This window comes from Terricaulis silvestris (assembly GCF_009792355.1).
GTDB lineage: Bacteria > Pseudomonadota > Alphaproteobacteria > Caulobacterales > Aquidulcibacteraceae > Vitreimonas > Vitreimonas silvestris.
The window spans coordinates 268,461-285,861 of sequence record NZ_CP047045.1 but is presented as its reverse complement, the minus strand read 5'-3'; the positions used below and the strand labels follow the sequence as shown (position 1 = coordinate 285,861).

Below are 17,401 nucleotides of genomic sequence, written 5' to 3'. Positions count from 1 at the left end.
ATGCAATGGCGAAGAAGTCTGTAAAGGCGGGCGACACAGTCGGCGATCTCGTCGAGTACAACCGCAAGCGCGACTTCAAGAAGACGAGCGAACCGGCCGGCGGCAATTTAAAGGACGCCGGCGGCATGTTCGTCGTGCAAAAGCACGCGGCGACGCGACTACACTACGATTTCCGGCTTGAACACGGCGGCGTGCTGATGAGCTGGGCGGTGCCGCAAGGCCCCTCGCTAGATCCGTCAGTGAAACGCCTCGCGGTGCGCACCGAGAACCATCCGATCGAGTACGGCTCGTTCGAGGGGGTGATCCCCAAGGGCGAATACGGCGCCGGCTCGGTGATCATCTGGGACACCGGCAAGGTGAAATGGTTGCTTGATCCCGACGTCGGCATGGCGAAGGGCGAGTTGAAATTCGTGCTGGCCGGCGAGCGGCTCAAAGGCGAGTTTCACATGGTCAAGATCAAGCCGCGCGAAGGCGAGCGCGGCAATCCTTGGCTGCTGTTCAAATCGAAGGACGCGTTCGCGGGGAAGGAAGATCCGGTTGCGCGCAGTGTGACGAGCATCGTGTCGGGGCGCACGATCGAAGACGTGCGCTCGGGCGGCGCGCGGGTTTGGAGCAAGGGCGGCGAACGCGCGCCAAAGGCGGCGAAACCGCCGAGATGGCCGTTCGTGGAGCCGGCGTTGGCTACGCGCGTCGAGAAGGCGCCGCCGGGAGACAACTGGATCCACGAGATCAAGTACGATGGCTACCGCATCCAGGCCGCGGTGAGCGGCGATAGCGTGAAGCTGTTCACGCGCACGGGGCTGGATTGGACCGGCAAGTTTCAACCGATTGCCGATGCCCTGGCGGCGCTCAATCTGAAAGACGTGTTGCTCGATGGCGAAGCGGCGGTAGCGCAAGCCAACGGCAAGACCGATTTCTCGGCGCTGCAGGCGTCATTGGAGAACGGCGTCGCCAAAGGTGTCTCGTACTTCGTGTTCGATCTGCTGGCGCAAGGAACGAAAGACCTGCGCAAGACCCCACTGAGCGAGCGCAAGGAAATTCTGGACGAGTTGCTCTCCAAGGCCAAAGCGCCGATCCGCGTCAGTCCCTATTTCGAAGGCGGCGGGCCTCAGGTGCTAGAGGCGTTTCAGGAAAAAGGCCTGGAAGGCGTCGTCTCGAAGAAAGCGAGCTCTACGTATCAGAGCGGGCGGACCAATGCCTGGCTCAAGGTGAAGCTCGTGAACGAGCAGGAGTTCATCATAATCGGCTACCAGCCGTCGGCGCGTGGGCGGCAGTTTGCGTCACTGATGCTGGCGGACAAGGTGGACGGCAAGCTGCAGTACCGCGGCAACGTCGGGACGGGGTTCAACGACAAGACACTGGCGTCCATCTACGAGAAGCTTTCGAGGATCGAGCGCGCCAAGCCTGCGCTGACCGTGCCGCGCGAAGCGGCGAAAGGCGCGAAGTGGGTTGAGCCGAAGCTGGTGGCGCAGGTGAAGTTCGCAGAGTTCACCAGCGAAGGCGCGGTGCGGCACGGCGTGTTTCTCGGATTGCGTGGCGACAAACCGGCGAAGGATGTGACCTCCGAGCAGGCGGCGCCCGCAATGAAGACGCGTGTGCGGCTGACGCATCCGGACAAAGTGCTGTTTCCCGAAAGCGGTGTCACCAAGGCAGAGCTGGCGGCGTATCTCGATATGGCGGCCGATCGCATGGGGCCGCATCTCTATGGGCGGCCAGTGAGTTTGGTGCGCGCGCCGGACGGCGTGGGCAAGCAGACGTTCTTCCAAAAGCATGCCATGAAAGGCATGCCGGACGACATCAAGCTGATCCCGATCACCGAGAGCGACGGCAAGCCGGAAGAATATCTCACGCTGCCGAACGCGACGGCGATTGTCTCAGCGGCGCAGATTAGCGCGCTCGAGTTTCACCTGTGGGGCTCGCGGAACGACGATCTCGAGCATCCGGATCGTATGGTATTCGACCTCGATCCGGACGAGGGCCTCGACTTTGAGATCGTCAAGCGTGCGGCGTTCGACATCAAGGCGCTATTGGAAAGCGCCGATCTGCCCTCCTTCGCCATGATCACCGGCGGCAAGGGCATTCACATTGTGCTGAATTTGAAGCGCAAGCACACGTTCGACGAGATCAAGGAATTCTCTGGCGCGGTTGCCGACCAGATCGAAGCGCTCGACCCTAAGCGCTTCGTCGCCAACATGTCGAAGGCGAAGCGCAAGGGACGCATCTTCGTCGACTATCTGCGCAACGGCCGTGGCGCGACAGCGATTGCACCGTACTCGCCGCGCGCGCGCGGGACTGCGCCGATCGCGGTGCCGGTAACGTGGACGGAGTTGAAAACAATTCCGTCGGCGTCGGTGTTCAAGATCAAGGACATGAGCGCACGCTTAGCGGAGCCCGATCCATGGGCGGACTACGCCAAGAACGCAGTGCAGATCACGAAAGCGGTTCGGGGCAAGTTAGGACTCTAGCGGCAACCAAAGCTCCACTTCGCCGGCGCCTGTATTTGGATCAAAGCGATTGTCGTAACGCTCGAAGAACGGCGCGTCCGCGAATTTGTGACCCGACGTCGGCAGCCAGTCTTGCCAGATCGCGCGCATGGTCGCGGGGATCGAGGACACGTGGCCCTTGTGCGTGAAGACCGCATAGCCGCGTGCCGGTATGCGGAGCGATGTGAAATCCTTCGGCAGATCGGCGAAGCGGCTGACTTCGACACCGGCGATGTAGTCGAAGGCGTTATCGTCATCGAAATTGGCGATAACGCCGTAGGCGACCGAGCCTACTTGTTCTTGTATGTGGCCGATGTGCGGGCCAAAACGTTGCCATTGCAGTGGAATGGCGGGGTCGCCACCCTGAGCGTAGCGGGCGCCGAGGCCAGCGACGAGTAATGTATCCAAGGTCTCAAAGCGTGGCCGCGAAAGTTCGGTGTTCGTTTGTGCGTACATGCGGAGGGGCTCCTGCAAATCCAGTCCATCGAGTGAGCCGCGGGCGCGAACGGCGTCGGGTGTCACGCCGAACTGATCGCGGAAAGCGCGGGTGAACGCTTCATGAGAGCCGTAGCCGTGGGCGAGTGCGACGGTGAGAATATCCGGCGCACCGGCCGCGAGAGCACGCGCCGCTTCGCTCAACCGGCGACGGCGCGCATAGCGCATCACAGATTGCCCGATCGTCAACGCGAATAGTCGCGACAGATGGAACCGCGACACGCCCGCAACGCGCGCAACGTCGTCCGCCGATAACTCGGTTTCGAAATGGCTCTCGATGAACCACAGCGCCTTTTCGACCGGATCGCCCATCTGGCTCCTCATTTAGCACGTTGAGGTTCGCACGCCGCGAAATCGCGCGCTTGATCGCATGTCCTGTGAGCGCAAGATAGACCGTCACGTTGGCCCGGAGGTTCCATGCGTCGCATTCTTCTCGCCGCTGCTCTCGCGCTCTCAGCGTGTGGTCAATCCCAACCGCCAGTGGCGCCGGAGCCAGCGGAACGTGTGGCCGCAGCGCCGGCGCCATGGTTCATATGCGATGCGATCAACGCGCCGGTGGTGCTGATGTTTGGCGCGCAGACGAATGGCACGACTGAGGTCGTTCAATACGACAAGCCGAACGGCGCGCTCGTGCAGCGAACGACGTACGCGATCGGTGAAGACGATGGCGCGGCTGGGAGCGTTTACACCGGCTTGATCCAGAATGGCGCTGACGCGGGCCACGTGCGGCAGATCAATTCCGGCATGCTGGAGACGCCGGGCAGCGCGTACACGCCGGCCTACACATCGGTTCGTCTCGGCGACCGCGATCTGTCTTGCCGTTGGTTGCCGCGTACGCGGTTGATGGGCTTCACGGGGCGACGCACGATTGTCGTCAGCGAAGATCAGGACGGCGACTTACTGTATCACTCATACGACTTCGCAACCGCCGCGCAGGCGCGGCCGATCGACGTGTCCGAGAATGGGCGCACGACAACGTTTTCTCTGGAAGCGCGCGGCGGCGCAGAGACCACGAACGCGAATGGGGCGACGTACGCGTTCCGGGCCGATATCGAGACTGATGTTGTCGTGAGCGTCGGTCCCGATGGGCGTGGATCAGTCGAGGTGCGCCGGCATGGACCTGATCCCGTGCAGACCGAAGACCTGATCGCATTCGTTCAAGGCGACGCTGCTCAACCGTAATAGGCATTTATGAATGGCGCGAGTTGCCTCTCGTAGCGCTTCCAGCCGCCGATGGCGGCGCTAGAGATGGGTTGCCTAACCTGAGCGACGCTCGCGGTTGCGACGGTGCGTGACGAGGTGTGGAAGGCGCGCACGCCAGCTTCGTCGCTCAACCCGCAGTGCGCCAGGATGAAAACACTTGCGCAAGGCGAACGATTGCACGCAAATCCGCCGAGCTGCAATCGAGGTCCTGATGTCCACTCCATTCGCGACATATGAAAAGAATGGCCGCGTCGCCACCGTGACGCTGAACCGGCCGGAGAGCCGCAACGCGATCGCGACGCAGCAGGATTGCGACGATCTGGCCGGCGCTTTGTGGAAGGCGAACGACGACGAAGAGATCAACGCTGTCATCCTTACAGGCGCGGGAAAAGCGTTCTGCGCCGGCGGCGATCTGAAGGCGATTCGCGAACGCTCCGGCATCGGTCCGCGTGCGACACCGGACGGTACGCGCGCGAACTATCGCCGCGGCGTGCATTCGGTGATCAAGGCGTTGGCGGAAGTCGAGGTGGCGACTATCGCGGCGATTAACGGGCATGCGATCGGGTTAGGGCTGGACATCGGCATTTTGTGCGACATGCGCCTGGCCGGCGCATCGGCCAAGATGGCGTCGAGTTTTGTGAAGGTCGGCATCATTCCGGGCGATGGCGGCGCGTGGATTTTGACCAACGCGATCGGCGCGTCGCGCGCGGCGGAGCTGGTGCTGACGGGCGATACGATCGACGCGGAAGAAGCGGTGCGGATTGGGCTGGTGTCGCGCGTCGTTGCGGATGAAGCACTGATGGATGAGGCGCGGAAGCTGGCGGAGCGCGTTGCGGTGAATCCGCCGCGTACAGTGCGATTGGCAAAGCGCCTGCTGCGCGAGGCGCAGCACGGGCGCTTGAGCGACGTGCTGGAGCTCTCGGCAGCGTTCCAGGCGTTGGCGCACGAGACGCGCGACCATAAGGAAGCGGTGGACGCCTTCACCGAGAAGCGCGCGCCGAAATTCACGGGCGAATGAGATGACAATTCGAGTCGGCATCGGAGGCTGGAGTTACGAGCCGTGGGCGGAAACGTTTTATCCGCCCAAGCTCGCCGCGGCAAAGCAGCTTGAGTATGCCGCGAGCAAAGTGACGGCGATCGAGATCAACGCCACGTTCTATCGCACGCAGAGCGCAACATCGTTCAAGAAATGGGCGGGATCGACGCCGGACAGCTTCATGTTCTCGGTGAAAGCGCCGCGCGCGGCGGTGCAGCGCAAGGATTTGCGCGAAGCGGCGCAATCGATCGAATGGTTCTTCAACTCAGGCGTTGGCGAACTCGGCGCAAAGCTGGGACCAGTCTTCTGGCAGATGGCGCCTTACAAGAAATTCGATCTGGACGAGATGACGGCGTATTTCGACATGCTGCCGGAGAAACTCGGCAAGCTGAGACTACGGCACGCGATCGAAGTGCGGCACGCGAGCTTTACGGACGACGCGTTCCTGAAGCTGGCGCGAGAACGCAACATCGCGGTGGTGACGGTGGAGAGCGAGAAGCATCCGCTGATCATCGAGCCAACGGCAGATTTTGCGTACGCGCGATTGGAGCTGACCAAAGCGGATGAGCCGACGGGGTATGCGAAGGCAGATCTGAAGCGTTGGCTGAAGACAGCGCGCGATTGGGAAAAGTTGGGCAACGTCTTCCTCTACTTCATCAGCGGCGCGAAAGAGCGCAATCCGGCTGCGGCTATGGCGATGCTGGAGCTGCTGAGCAAATAATCTCTCGAGTGAGGTTAGTGCTGTGGCGCCGCGCGAGCTTCAGCAATGTGGCGTTCGATCTCCTGTGTAAGCACCGGCATCGTCACGCCGCCATTGGCGAGTACGGCGTCGTGGAATTCGCGGATGTCGAAGCGATCGCCGAGTTCCCGTTGCGCCCGCTCCCGAAGGTCCACGATGGTGAGTTCGCCGATCTTGTAGGCTAGCGCCTGCCCCGGCCAGCCGATGTAGCGATCGATCTCGGTGCGGATTTCGTGCTCGGAGAGCGCGGTGTTCGCCGTCATGTAGTCGAGCGCGCGTTGGCGTGACCAACCCATCGAATGCATGCCGGTGTCGACGACGAGCCGGCACGCGCGCCACATCTCATACGTCAATCGGCCGAAGCGTTCGTACGGCGTGTGATAGATACCCATCTCACCGGCGAGCCGCTCGGAATAAAGCCCCCACCCTTCGCCGAAGGCGTGCGGATAGAAGGTGAGCCGAAACGCCGGCATGTCGGTGAGTTCGCGCGCGATGGCGCCTTGGATGTGGTGTCCCGGCGCTGCTTCGTGCGCAGTGAGTGAAGGCAACACGTAAAGCGGGCGGGTGTTCAGCGCGTAGGTGTTCACCCAGTACGTGCCGGCCGCACCCATCGGGCCGGGATTGTAACGGCCGCCGGTGTAGTTCGGCGCGATCGCGGCGGGCACCGGCTCAACTGTGTAGGGCGTGCGTGGCAGGTGACCGAAATAATCCGGCAGGTGGCCGTCGATCTCGCGCGTGATCCATGCGGCGCGATAGAGCAGTTCTTCGGGCGTGCGCGCATAGAACTGCGGATCGGTGCGGAGGTAGATCAGGAAATCGTTGAATGACCCCTGAAAGCCGACTTCGCGCACGATGGCTTCCATCTCACCACGGATGCGCGCGACTTCGCGGAGGCCGGTTTGATGCACTTGGCGCGGCGTCGCGTCAGGCAGCGTGGTGAAGTAGCGAACCAGATCGGCGTAGTAGGCCCGGCCGTTCGGCAGCGCGCTGGCGGCGATAGTGCGACGGGCGCGTGGTGCGTATTCGGTTTGGAAGAATGTGCGGAACTCCGCGAATGCGGGGATGACGCTGCCGGTGATCGCCGCCCTGCCCGCTTCGGTGAGACGCGCGCGTTCCGCTTGCGGCACGGCGTCAGGGAATTGCGCGAACGGCGTCCAGAACGGCGTGGTTTCCGGCGCGCCGAAGGCGAAGCCATCGACCACGGTGGAAAGGCCGCCCATGATTTCCGCCGGCAGCGTGAAACCGTCGCGCACGCCTTGGCGCATGTTGGCGCTGTGTTCGCGGAAATAGCGGGGCACGTCGTTCAGGCGCGCGATATAGTTCTCGTAGTCGCGCACGGTGCGCGGCTGCATCGCGTCATGCAGCTGCAGGATTTCAGAGTAGAATCCGCTGTCGCTGTTCAGCGGCAGCCGCCACTCGATGTACGGCGCGAAACGAACACGCTCGCCAAGCATGAAGGTGAACAGATCGTAGCTAATCTGCTCCTGGTGCGAGAGCACCGTGCGGTCGATGGCTTGGAGACGGCGGAGAAAGTCTTGGTCGGCAGCGGCGCGGCGGGCTTGATCCGCCGGCGTCACTGACGCGAGGTGATCGTCGTAATCGTGGACGCCGTCGTACGTCGCACTCAGCGGTTCTTCGCGGTACGCGTAGGCGCGTTCGTCCGCGAACAGCTGTGAGAGGTCCGCGCTCGGCGTTTGCGCGAACGCGGGTGGCGCAACGAGGCAAGCGGCGAGCGCGGCTGCAACGATGAGCGTCTTCATCTCGATCCCCTTACGAGGCAGCGGCGGGCGAGTTTTGCGCCGGCTTGGCGCTGAACGCGCCCCGCAACAACAGCACGGAGGCGTACAGCACGACAACGACGACGAGCCAACGCAAGATAATCACGTCGAGCGACTTGACGACGAACGCCGCCAACAACACGGCAGGAATGCCGCCAATCGCCATGCCGATGACGATGCGAAGATCGATGCGGTCCGACTTGACGAATTTGAGGCTCGAGATCGGCATCAAGAACGCGCACGAGCCCATCATGATGGGAAAAGCGCCAGCTGGGTTGAGACCAAGCAAGCTCAAGAGCACCAAAGACGGCGCGTAGAGCCCGATGCCGAACATCATCAGGATGCCCATGATGAAATGGCCCGCAACAGCGACGCCAAACAGCACGGGGGGTAAGCTCATTGCCTCGCCGCCGACGGGCATTAAATTGAGGTTGGCCATCGCGTAGAGCGTCGCGGCGATCAACAGTGCGACGCCGACGACGCCTTGTACCAAACGGATCGGCGAACGCTGCACGATCGGCGCGCCGACGAAGGCGCCCGCAACGGACGCGACGATGCATGAGAGCAGTAGAACTGGATCGACCTGCACCAGCGTGATGAAGATCAAAGCTTGCGCGACGGTTGGCAGCGCGTGGCCGGCGTTGAGGATGGCTGGGAAATAGCTATCGGGGGCCATCTTGCGCAGCTTCATCCACGCCGTCGTCGGCGCGAACGAACCGATGCCGAGTGTGTCGAAGAAATTGGTGACCGCGCCGAGACCGATGGCTTCAGGCTTTGGCGCGAGCTCGCCGCGCTTTTTGGCTTGGCCGAACAGCACAGCGACGAAATACGCAGCGATCACAGACAGCGCTGTGAGCAGACCGCCGACGATTGTCATCAGCCACGCTACGGCCGACTGCACGCTCAAATTCATGATCCCTCCCCCGAGGTTTTCGTCACTTGACCATGCGCCAACCGGTGAAGCAAGCGGTGTTAGACGACTTGGAAGCCGTGCGCGAAGACGTCTTCGTCGTCGATCCAGATTTCGTTGCGGCCGGTCGCGATGGCGCTGCCTTCGATGGACGGAATGATCGCGCGCTGACCGGCGATTTCCGTTTCCGCTTCGATGCGGCCGGTGAAACGGCTGCCGATATAGCTTTCGTGCACGAAAGAGTCGCCGACTTTGAGTCGGCCTTTGGCATGCAAGTGCGCCAGCCGCGCTGACGTGCCGGTGCCGCATGGGCTGCGGTCGATAGCTTTGTCGCCATAGAACACGGCATTGCGGCCGTCCGCGCCGACGCCCTTAGGTGCATCGGCCCAGAGCACGTGGCTCACGCCGCGAATGGAGGAGTCGAGCGGATGCACCGGCTCGATCTTCTCGCGCACGAGCTGGCGAATGATCGGAGAGAGGTGAATGATGCGCGCGGCGTTGAGATCGTCGAGGCCGCGATAGGCGCCTTGTGGTTCGATGATGGCGTAAAAATTGCCGCCGTACGCGACGTCGACGGTGAGCGGGCCGAAGTCCGGCACGTCGATCGCGATGTTGTCGGCGGCGAGATAGCTTGGAACGTTGCGGACGCGGACGCTTTTCACGCGCGCGCCTTCTTGCACGTAGCTAAGTTCGATCTGACCTGCGGGCACGTCAGCGATGAAACGGCCCGGCGTGCGCGGCTTGATCAGGCCGTTCTCAAGACCAAAGGTGACGACGCCGATTGTGCCGTGACCGCACATCGGTAGGCACCCGCTGGTTTCGATGAACAGGATGCCAACATCGGCCTCCGGTGTTGTCGGCGGATAGAGAAAGCCGCCGCTCATCATGTCGTGGCCGCGCGGTTCGAAGCAGAGTCCGGTGCGGATCCAATCGTAGCGCGCGAGAAAATCCGCGCGACGTTCGCTCATGGTGGCGCCGCGCAATTCCGGAGCGCCTTCAACGACGAGGCGCACTGGATTGCCGGCGGTGTGGCCATCGATGCAGTGGAAGGTATGCCGCGTCACGCCTTGACCTTCGGTCGCGTGGCGGCGGCCTTCTCGACCATCGCCGTCACTTCAGCGCGGCGCGCGCCGGTGAGCGGGTAGCGCGGCGGGCGCACACGCTCGCTGCCGCGGCCCATGATTTGCTCCGCGAGCTTGATCGATTGCACGAGATCGTGCTCGGCATCCAAGTGCAGGAGCGGCATGAACCAGCGATAGATCGCTCGGGCGGTCTCGAGATCGCCGCGCGTGGCGGCGTCGTAGAGCGCGAGCGATTCTTTCGGGAACGCGTTGGTGAGGCCGGAGACCCACCCCTTGGCGCCGAGCAAAATGCCTTCGAGCGCGACATCGTCGAGCCCTGCAAAGAGAATGAAGCGATCGCCCAGTGCATTGTAGAGATCGGTGAAGCGGCGCGTGTCGGGCGCGCTTTCTTTGAGGCAGACGATGTTGGGTCGATCGGCCAGTCGCTTCATGGCGTCGATGCTGACGCTGACGCGATACGCCGGCGGATTGTTGTAGAGCATGATCGGCAGGTCGACGGCTTCCGAAACGGCGCGGAAGTGCGCGACCAACTCCTCCTCCGCAGGCACGTAGACCATCGCGGGCAAGAGCATCAGGCCGTTAGCGCCGCTCTTCTCGGCGTCGCGCGCGAAAGCGATGGCGCGGTTGGTGTCGAGTTCGGAGACGCCGGCGATAACTGGCACGCGTTTGTTGACGGCTTCGACCGCGCCTTTCAGCACCGCGCGCTTTTCATCAGGCAGCAGCGAATTGTTCTCGCCCACCGTGCCCATGATGATGAGCCCGTGAACGCCGTCGCGCACGAGCGCGTCCTGCACGCGCTGCGTTTCGCCGTAATCAATGGAGAGATCGGGCGCGAATTGAGTCGTAGCCGCTGGAAACACGCCCGCCCAAGAGACTTGCATCGAAACCTCGCTTGCCAAGGCGGCGAACCTATACGATCAACCGCCGCGATGAAATCCATTCTGGTGATCGGCGGCGGCCTGGTGGGCGCCGCATGTGCGCTGCGGCTGCAAGCGGCGGGCGTGCAGACGGCGCTGATCGATCCGGGCGACGTGCGTCGCGGCGCTTCGTACGGCAATGCCGGGCACATCGGTTCGGAGCAGGTGTCGCCGTGGTCGTCGTGGGGCAATGTGCTGCGCGCGCCGCGTTCGAGTTTCGGGCTCGGCGGGCCGCTGGACTTTCGGTGGACCGACGTGGCGCTGTGGACGCCGTGGGCGATGCGGTTTTTGGCGGCGTGCGATCCGGCGCAGTTCGCGCGAGGTCGCGAGGCGCTCTCTGCCCTGCTCGCGGATTCGCTCCCGGCCTGGCATCGCATCGCGGAGCTGGCGGGCAAGCCGGATTTGGTGATACCGCACGGGCATGTGACGGCGTGGATGACACGCGAAGGCGCAGCACGTGGGCTCGAAGCGTTCGCGGCGGCGCAATGGGGCGGGACGAGTTATCGCGAAATGACGGCGGCTGAGCTGGAGCGCTACGTCGGCGTGCTCAATCGTGCGCCGACAGCGGCAGTGCTGTTCAGTGGCACCGGGCAAGTGAGTGACCCGCAAGGCGCGCGCGATGCGATGCTGGCTTCGTTCGCGGAGCGCGGCGGTGAGGTTGTTGTTGGCAGCGCGGCGCGGGTTGAGGTGAATGGGCGCGTGACGCTGGCGAATGGCTCGACGCGCGAAGCGGACGCTGTGCTTGTCAGCGCGGGGCCGTGGTCGCGACGACTGATGGAGCAGCTTGGCGCGCGGGCGCCGCTGATTGGCGAGCGCGGATATCATTTGCAGAGCGCGGAGACCAACTGGCCGCGCGATTTGCCGACGACCGTGTTTGAGGAAAACTTCATCGCGGTGTCGCGATTCACGAGCGGTCTGCGCTGCACGAGCTTTGTCGAGTTCGGCTCACCGGACGCGCCTGGCGATGAGCGCAAATGGCGGCGTCTGCGGCAGCGAATTGATGAGCTTGGGATTCAGGTCTCGGCGAACCCGGATCGCTGGGTGGGTTCGCGGCCGTCGCTGCCGGATTTTATGCCGGCGATTGGACGGATGGAGCGGGCGCCGAAGGTGCTCTATGCGTTTGGGCACGCGCACCTTGGGCTGACCGAAGCGCCGATTACGGCGGAGATCATTTGCGCGATTGCGACGGACAAGGCGCCGCCGATCGATATTGCGCCGTTCCGGATTGAGCGGTTTGCCTGATGCAGGCCGGCCAGATCAAGGCAGAGCGATTAAAGGAGAATGCGGCGATGCTTCAGGGACGTATGAATAGAGCGATGTTCTGGCTCTGTGTCGTCATCATTGTCGCGCTCTACGTCGTCCTGAACTTTTACTTCCAGAGGAGAACGCCGGTCAGCGAGGTCGTGCTGGTAATTCTATGCGTCCCGCGCCTTCACGATATTGGCCGATCCGGTTGGCTAGTGTTGGCGCCACTGGCGTTGGAGATTGGAGCGGTGATAGCGGCGTTCTCGCTCCTTCCACGCGACAGCGCGCTACCCGTCCTGGGAATCGTTACGCTGATCATCGCTGGCCTGATCATATGGCTGGGCTGCATTCCCGGCGATCCAGCGTCCAATCGGTTCGGCGATCCGCCCGCGCCTGGAATCAAGTTCGAACGCCCCAAGGTCCGCAAGAACCCCGATTCCGAACAAGAATGAACAATGCTCAGCGGAAACTTGAGTTGATCTTTTCCAGCGCGCTGAGCGACGGCACCAGTTCGGCGTCTTCCAGCTTGTTCAGTGCGCAATGGACTGTGCCGAGGGCGTCGTGCAGGTCGCTTGCGTCGGGGTCAACGAACAGCAGCCCCGTCACGATCTCCCCTTCCGCCGCTTTCTTTGCGAGGTAGCCCAGCGCGGCGTGGCGATCGGTGGAGTCGTAGTCTTCTTCCAGTTTGCGCAAACGCAAGATCGAGCCGTCGTGCTGGCGGACTTCTTTCAATTCACCTGGCTTGTAATCGGCGACAATCGGCGCGCGGGGCGTGATCACGTCCATGCGGTTCACGGCTTCGTTGTGCTCACGCACGTAGTCGAAGCTCTTGGTTGAGCCGACGTGGTTGTTGAACGCCACGCACGGGCTCAGCACATCGAGGATTGCGGTGCCTTTGTGCGACAGCGCGCCTTTGATCAACGGCACCAGCTGGTGTTTGTCGCCTGAGAAGCTACGGCCGACATAGGTGGCGCCGAGTTGCAGTGCGAGCATGACGAGATCGATCGGCGCGTCTTTGTTCTCCGCGCCCTTCTTGGCCTTTGAACCTTTGTCGGAGGTGGCGGAGAATTGGCCTTTGGTGAGGCCGTACACGCCGTTGTTCTCGACGATGTAGGTCATGTTCACGCCGCGGCGCACCGCATGGCAGAATTGGCCAAGGCCGATCGAGGCGCTGTCGCCGTCGCCGCTGACGCCGAGATAGATCAGATCGCGCGCGGCGATGTTGGCGCCGGTGAGCACGGACGGCATGCGGCCGTGGACGGCGTTGAAGCCGTGCGCTGGGCTGACGAAATAGTCCGGCGTCTTCGACGAGCAACCGATGCCGGAGAATTTTGCGAGCCGATGCGGTTCGAGATCGATTTCGAAGCAGGCTTGGATGATCGAGGCGCTGATCGAGTCGTGACCACAGCCGGCGCAGAGCGTGGAGATACGGCCTTCATAGTCGCGCCGGGTGTGGCCGGCGGCGTTGCGCTCGAGCGACGGGTGATGCAGCGACGGTTTGGCGATGTAGGTCATCGGCGGCTAGCACTCCAGGACGCTTAGATAGCCCTGCTTGCCGTAGTCTAGCAACGCGCGGTCGCGTGTGACTACCGTAAAGCCATACTCGCGGGCGGTGGCGGCGATGATGCGGTCGCTCGGGTCCTTCGCTTGGCAGTCCGGTAGCTCCGATGATGCGATAAAGACCGCCGGCGGCAAATCCGCGAGGACCATCCCCGGCATGCCTATTAGGCGCTCAAACCACTGCAGCGGCGTCAAGTGAGATTTGAACCTCCGTTTGCGCGCGAGCTGACCGACCTCAAACGCGGTAATGGGCGAGATGAAAGTACCCGTCCCTTGATTGCAGGCATCCGTCAGCGCATCTACGGTCGCCTTTCGTAGCGTGGCGTCCATGAACCAGAGCGCAGCGCACGTATCGAGCAGAAATGGCGGTCTCATTTCTTGTTGCGACGCATGCCCTCTTCGACGCGGTCCGCCAACCGATCGATATTCGCGTCCATCTCGGCGAGTTCGTCTTCATCGAGCGAGGGCTTGGTCAGGTCCCAGCGAGGATCAATCGTGAACGTGCCCTTGAGCGCGCCGTACGCGGGATGCACCTTGTACGGCGTCGCGGGCTTGTGATCGTAGCTCTCTTGCACCTCACGTACTCCGCGCGCTCGCGACGCCACGCGCACAAATTCTACACTTTGCGCGTCGAGATCGACATTCTCCGTTTTGTAGCCAGCCTCGATCCAAGCCTTCGCCTGGACATGGTGCTCGGCGTCGTTCTGCCACCATTGCGGGTATCGAAACGCCGAGGCCGGCAGCTTCACTTTCGCTGCGGCCGCGACCTGCGCAAACGACATGCTGATCCGCGGCTCCTGCCGCGCCAGCAGAAACGCGCGCAAACTCGCGTACTTCATGCCGAAAAGGTATTACCTTTTCAGAAAAGGTCAAGACCTATTCTGCGTTTTCCGTGAGCGCTGCGCCGGCTTTGAGCTTGTCGGCGATGTCTTTGATGATGAAACGCGCCGAGATCGGCGAGCCGTCGAAGTGCAGGATGGAGACAAGACGCGCGGGGTGCACGCCGCCCTCGTTCACCAGCAGCGACTTCAGCTGGGCGTCGCGGTTCTGTTCGACGACGAAGACTTGCTCGTGATCGCGGATGAACTCAAACACCTGATCATTGAATGGAAAGCCGCGGATGCGCATGGCATCGAGATGCGTGCCGCGCGCTTCGAGCGTGTGCAGCGCTTCTTCCATCGCGGGATCGGTGGAGCCCATATAGATCACGCCATCGGGCGTGCGGCGCTTGGCTTTCTTGATGATCGGCGCCGGCACGTGAGACTTCATCGTCTCCCACTTGCGCAGCAGGCGGTTCATGCCGTCGGTGTAGTCCTCGCCCTTCTCACTGTAGCGCGCGTAGCGATCGTGGCTGGAGCCGCGGGTGAAGTATGAGCCCTTGGTTGGGTGCGTGCCCGGATAAGTGCGATACGGCACGGCGTCGCCATCGACATCGAGGTAGCGGCCGAACTCAACGCCGGCGTCGAGGTGTTCGCGCGTCAACACCTTGCCGCGATTGAGCTTGCGCTTCTCGTCCCACTTGAACGGCTCGGTCAGCCATTCCTGCATGCCGATATCGAGCTCAAGCATGACGAAAATAGTGGTCTGGAAGAAGTCTGCCAGGTCGAACGCTTGCGCGCTCATCTCGAACGCTTCGGTCGGATTGCCCGGAAAGAGCATCGGATGCTTCGTGTCGCCGTGGCTGGCGTAGGCGGCGAGCAAGAGATCTGATTGCTGGGTGCGCGTCGGCATGCCTGTTGAAGGCCCGCCGCGTTGCACATCGAAAATTACTGCAGGGACCTCGGCGTAATAAGAGAAGCCCACAAATTCGTTCATCAGCGAAATGCCGGGGCCGCTGGTGCAGGTGAAGGCGCGTGAGCCGGCCCAGCCGGCGCCCATCACCATGCCGATCGAAGCGATTTCGTCTTCGGCTTGGACGATGGCGTAGCGCTTCTTGCCGTCAGCATCGACGCGAAGCTTGCTGGCGTGCTTCTCGAAGCCTTCCGCCAGCGACGTGGACGGCGTGATCGGATACCAGGCGCAGAACGTAGCGCCGCCGAACACGGCGCCGAGGCCGGCGGCCTCGTTGCCCTCGACAAAGATGCGGTTGCCGACCTTGTCGGCCTTCTTCACTTTAAGGCCGATCGGCGCGAGGTGTTCTTTGGCGAAGTTGTAACCCAGTTCGAATGCCTTGAAATTCGGCGCGATCAGCTTGTCCTTGCCTTTGAACTCCTGGGTCAGCAGCTCTTTCACCAGCTCCGGCTCGAAACCGAGCAGGTTCGCTAGCACGCCGACATAACAGATGTTCTTGAACAGCTGGCGCTGGCGTGGGTCGGCAAACTCGGCGGCAATCAATTCGGTCAGCGGCGCGCCGATCACCGTGATGTCGTCGCGAAATTTCGAGGCGGGCAGCGGCTTGGAGGAATCATAGAGCAGATAGCCGCCGGGCTCGATGCCCTTCACGTCGGCGTCCCAGGTCTGCGGGTTCATCGCGATCATGAGATCGACGCCGCCGCGGCGGCCGAGGAAGTTCTGTTCGTTGACGCGCACCTCGTACCAGGTCGGCAGGCCCTGGATGTTCGAGGGGAAGATGTTGCGGGCGCCGACGGGCACGCCCATGCGCAGAATGATTTTCGCGAACAGGCCGTTCGCGCTCGCCGAGCCCGAGCCGTTCACATTGGCGAATTTGACGACGAAATCGTTCGTTGCGGTCAGCGGCTTCGACAAGTGATGCGCCTCGCTACCCGCGTCATGACAAGCGGCCAAATCCGCCACGGGGAGGAACTCAATAGCGGTTCGTGACGGGCAAATGAAGGGTCGAGGCGCCGGAAAGCTTCAGACGACTAGCCGGTCGGAGCGGTTTGCCCGGCGGCGCCGGAGGCTGGGCGCGGGCGTGAGCCGCTGAAAACGAGCGCCGCATTGCCGAAGGGCTCGCGATAGCGGTCCAGGCGCTCGAAGGCGATGGTACGGAAGCCCATCACCGGCTCGACCGCGACGAAGGTCTCGTCCTCATAGCCCACGATCAGCACGTAATGGTTCACCAACGTCGCGCCGGTGAACTCTGCGATCGCGCCGACACGCGACGTGACAACGGCCGCAGGTAGGCCCAGCACCGGTACGTTGGCGCCCGGGAGCTGCCAGGGCTGGATAAAGATGGATGGCACGCGAACCGGCACCAGCACAGGCCGGCCGGCTTCCAGTTCGCGGATAATGTCGGCGTCGGTGAGACGCACCGCGCTGGTGGTGAGGCCGTGGGCGCGGGCGAGCGTCATAAGCTCTGCCATCGAGTAGCCAGCGCGCGTATCGGCAGGTGGCGTCGCCTCGAACAAGGCGTGGCCGGTGACCGTGCCCTCGCCTTCCCAATAATTGATCACGCTCGACATCACATGCGCGCCGCAAGCGGCCATGCTGGTCTGCTGGTCGTGAGAGACCGGTAGCACAAGCGTATCCGGCGGCTCAACGCCGCGGTCGAACGGTTCGAAACTATTGTTGGCGCTGCGCTCCGCGAAAGCGCCCAGACTTGACGTCGGGGTGCTCGCGCAGGCGCCCAGCGCCAACAACAGCGGTACGACAAGCGTACGGCGGATCATTAGTCGAGGCTGACCGCCACGACGATAACCAGCACGACGATGCCGATTACGAGCCACTGGTTCTGCGAGAATTGGCCGCCCGTCATTTGCGCGGCTTCTTCAGCGGATACGACTTGGACTTGGTAGCCCGCGTCTTGATAGGCGGCGACTTGGCTGGCGTCGTCGGCCGAGAGGCCATAACGCTGCAGTTCAGTTTGGCTGAACGTTTGCGCTTCGACGGAGCGGAAGGCGCTGGTTTCAGCATAGGCGGCCGGCGCGGCTACTTGCGCGACGGCGAACGACAGCGCGAGCGCTGCGGCGAGGGCACGAATCTTCATTGGGTTAATCCCCTTCGGTTGCTCAAAAAACACGAGCGGCGCCGAAGCGGCCTGCGTGCCAGGTCGT

At 62.7% G+C, this 17,401-nt stretch carries 17 protein-coding genes; 6 read left to right on the top strand and 11 right to left on the bottom strand.

Annotated features, from left to right (window positions below; genetic code table 11):
• Positions 1 to 5 precede the first annotated feature (5 nt).
• Complete coding sequence (gene ligD, locus DSM104635_RS01390; RefSeq protein WP_158764474.1) at positions 6 to 2,465, top strand: DNA ligase D; 2,460 nt, start codon at positions 6 to 8, stop codon at positions 2,463 to 2,465.
• Here ligD and DSM104635_RS01385 read toward each other — a convergent pair.
• A complete protein-coding gene (locus DSM104635_RS01385) occupies positions 2,454 to 3,290 on the bottom strand; it encodes an AraC family transcriptional regulator (RefSeq protein ID WP_228445795.1) in 837 nt (278 codons plus the stop codon). The genes ligD and DSM104635_RS01385 overlap by 12 nt on opposite strands.
• 105 nt (positions 3,291 to 3,395) lie before the next feature.
• Between DSM104635_RS01385 and DSM104635_RS01380 the strand changes: the two genes are divergently transcribed.
• The 3 genes from DSM104635_RS01380 (at position 3,396) to DSM104635_RS01370 (ending at position 5,938) form a co-directional block, all read left to right on the top strand.
• The gene (locus tag DSM104635_RS01380; protein ID WP_158764472.1) at positions 3,396 to 4,160 is read left to right on the top strand and encodes a hypothetical protein; all 765 of its coding nucleotides are present in this window, start codon (positions 3,396 to 3,398) and stop codon (positions 4,158 to 4,160) included.
• Positions 4,161 to 4,392: 232 nt separating this feature from the next.
• A complete protein-coding gene (locus DSM104635_RS01375) occupies positions 4,393 to 5,199 on the top strand; it encodes a crotonase/enoyl-CoA hydratase family protein (protein WP_158764471.1) in 807 nt (268 codons plus the stop codon).
• A gap of 1 nt (position 5,200) precedes the next feature.
• Positions 5,201 to 5,938, top strand: coding sequence for a DUF72 domain-containing protein (locus DSM104635_RS01370; RefSeq protein WP_158764470.1), 738 nt, complete (start codon positions 5,201 to 5,203; stop codon positions 5,936 to 5,938).
• Positions 5,939 to 5,952: 14 nt separating this feature from the next.
• On the opposite strand, the gene DSM104635_RS01365 is transcribed toward DSM104635_RS01370, so the two are convergent.
• Genes DSM104635_RS01365 through DSM104635_RS01350 form a run of 4 tightly spaced genes read right to left on the bottom strand, consistent with a single transcriptional unit; the run spans position 5,953 to position 10,607 of the window.
• A complete protein-coding gene (locus DSM104635_RS01365) occupies positions 5,953 to 7,716 on the bottom strand; it encodes a DUF885 domain-containing protein (RefSeq protein ID WP_158764469.1) in 1,764 nt (587 codons plus the stop codon).
• Positions 7,717 to 7,726: 10 nt separating this feature from the next.
• Positions 7,727 to 8,647 (bottom strand): TSUP family transporter, encoded by a 921-nt coding sequence (locus DSM104635_RS01360; RefSeq protein ID WP_228445794.1) that lies wholly within the window; start codon positions 8,645 to 8,647, stop codon positions 7,727 to 7,729.
• A gap of 59 nt (positions 8,648 to 8,706) precedes the next feature.
• Positions 8,707 to 9,708 carry a 4-hydroxyproline epimerase gene (locus DSM104635_RS01355; protein WP_158764468.1) on the bottom strand — a complete coding sequence of 334 codons (1,002 nt, stop codon included), beginning with the start codon at positions 9,706 to 9,708 and terminating at the stop codon, positions 8,707 to 8,709.
• Positions 9,705 to 10,607, bottom strand: coding sequence for a dihydrodipicolinate synthase family protein (locus tag DSM104635_RS01350; RefSeq protein WP_158764467.1), 903 nt, complete (start codon positions 10,605 to 10,607; stop codon positions 9,705 to 9,707). The genes DSM104635_RS01355 and DSM104635_RS01350 overlap by 4 nt, the downstream gene beginning before the upstream one ends.
• A 48-nt stretch (positions 10,608 to 10,655) precedes the next feature.
• On the opposite strand from DSM104635_RS01350, the gene DSM104635_RS01345 reads away from it, so the two are divergent.
• Both DSM104635_RS01345 and DSM104635_RS01340 read left to right on the top strand, forming a co-directional pair.
• On the top strand, positions 10,656 to 11,885 hold the full coding sequence (locus DSM104635_RS01345) for an NAD(P)/FAD-dependent oxidoreductase (protein ID WP_158764466.1): 1,230 nt from the start codon (positions 10,656 to 10,658) through the stop codon (positions 11,883 to 11,885).
• Between the two features lie 47 nt (positions 11,886 to 11,932).
• On the top strand, positions 11,933 to 12,340 hold the full coding sequence (locus tag DSM104635_RS01340) for a DUF805 domain-containing protein (RefSeq protein ID WP_158764465.1): 408 nt from the start codon (positions 11,933 to 11,935) through the stop codon (positions 12,338 to 12,340).
• Between the two features lie 7 nt (positions 12,341 to 12,347).
• Here DSM104635_RS01340 and DSM104635_RS01335 read toward each other — a convergent pair whose 3' ends face one another.
• From DSM104635_RS01335 to DSM104635_RS01310, 6 genes are all read right to left on the bottom strand, one after another.
• Positions 12,348 to 13,403 (bottom strand): 2-oxoacid:ferredoxin oxidoreductase subunit beta, encoded by a 1,056-nt coding sequence (locus DSM104635_RS01335; RefSeq protein ID WP_158764464.1) that lies wholly within the window; start codon positions 13,401 to 13,403, stop codon positions 12,348 to 12,350.
• 6 nt (positions 13,404 to 13,409) lie between these two features.
• Entirely contained in the window at positions 13,410 to 13,823 is a 414-nt protein-coding gene (locus tag DSM104635_RS01330; RefSeq protein WP_158764463.1) for a type II toxin-antitoxin system VapC family toxin, read from the bottom strand.
• Entirely contained in the window at positions 13,820 to 14,287 is a 468-nt protein-coding gene (locus tag DSM104635_RS01325; RefSeq protein ID WP_158764462.1) for a DUF7662 domain-containing protein, read from the bottom strand. Before DSM104635_RS01325 ends, DSM104635_RS01330 begins: the two co-directional genes overlap by 4 nt.
• A 37-nt stretch (positions 14,288 to 14,324) precedes the next feature.
• Positions 14,325 to 16,154: a 2-oxoacid:acceptor oxidoreductase subunit alpha gene (locus DSM104635_RS01320; RefSeq protein ID WP_158764461.1), complete on the bottom strand. Its 1,830-nt coding sequence runs from the start codon at positions 16,152 to 16,154 to the stop codon at positions 14,325 to 14,327.
• A 116-nt stretch (positions 16,155 to 16,270) separates the two neighbouring features.
• A complete protein-coding gene (locus DSM104635_RS01315) occupies positions 16,271 to 17,017 on the bottom strand; it encodes a C39 family peptidase (protein ID WP_158764460.1) in 747 nt (248 codons plus the stop codon).
• Positions 17,017 to 17,334 (bottom strand): hypothetical protein, encoded by a 318-nt coding sequence (locus DSM104635_RS01310; RefSeq protein WP_158764459.1) that lies wholly within the window; start codon positions 17,332 to 17,334, stop codon positions 17,017 to 17,019. The genes DSM104635_RS01315 and DSM104635_RS01310 overlap by 1 nt, the downstream gene beginning before the upstream one ends.
• Positions 17,335 to 17,401 lie beyond the last annotated feature (67 nt).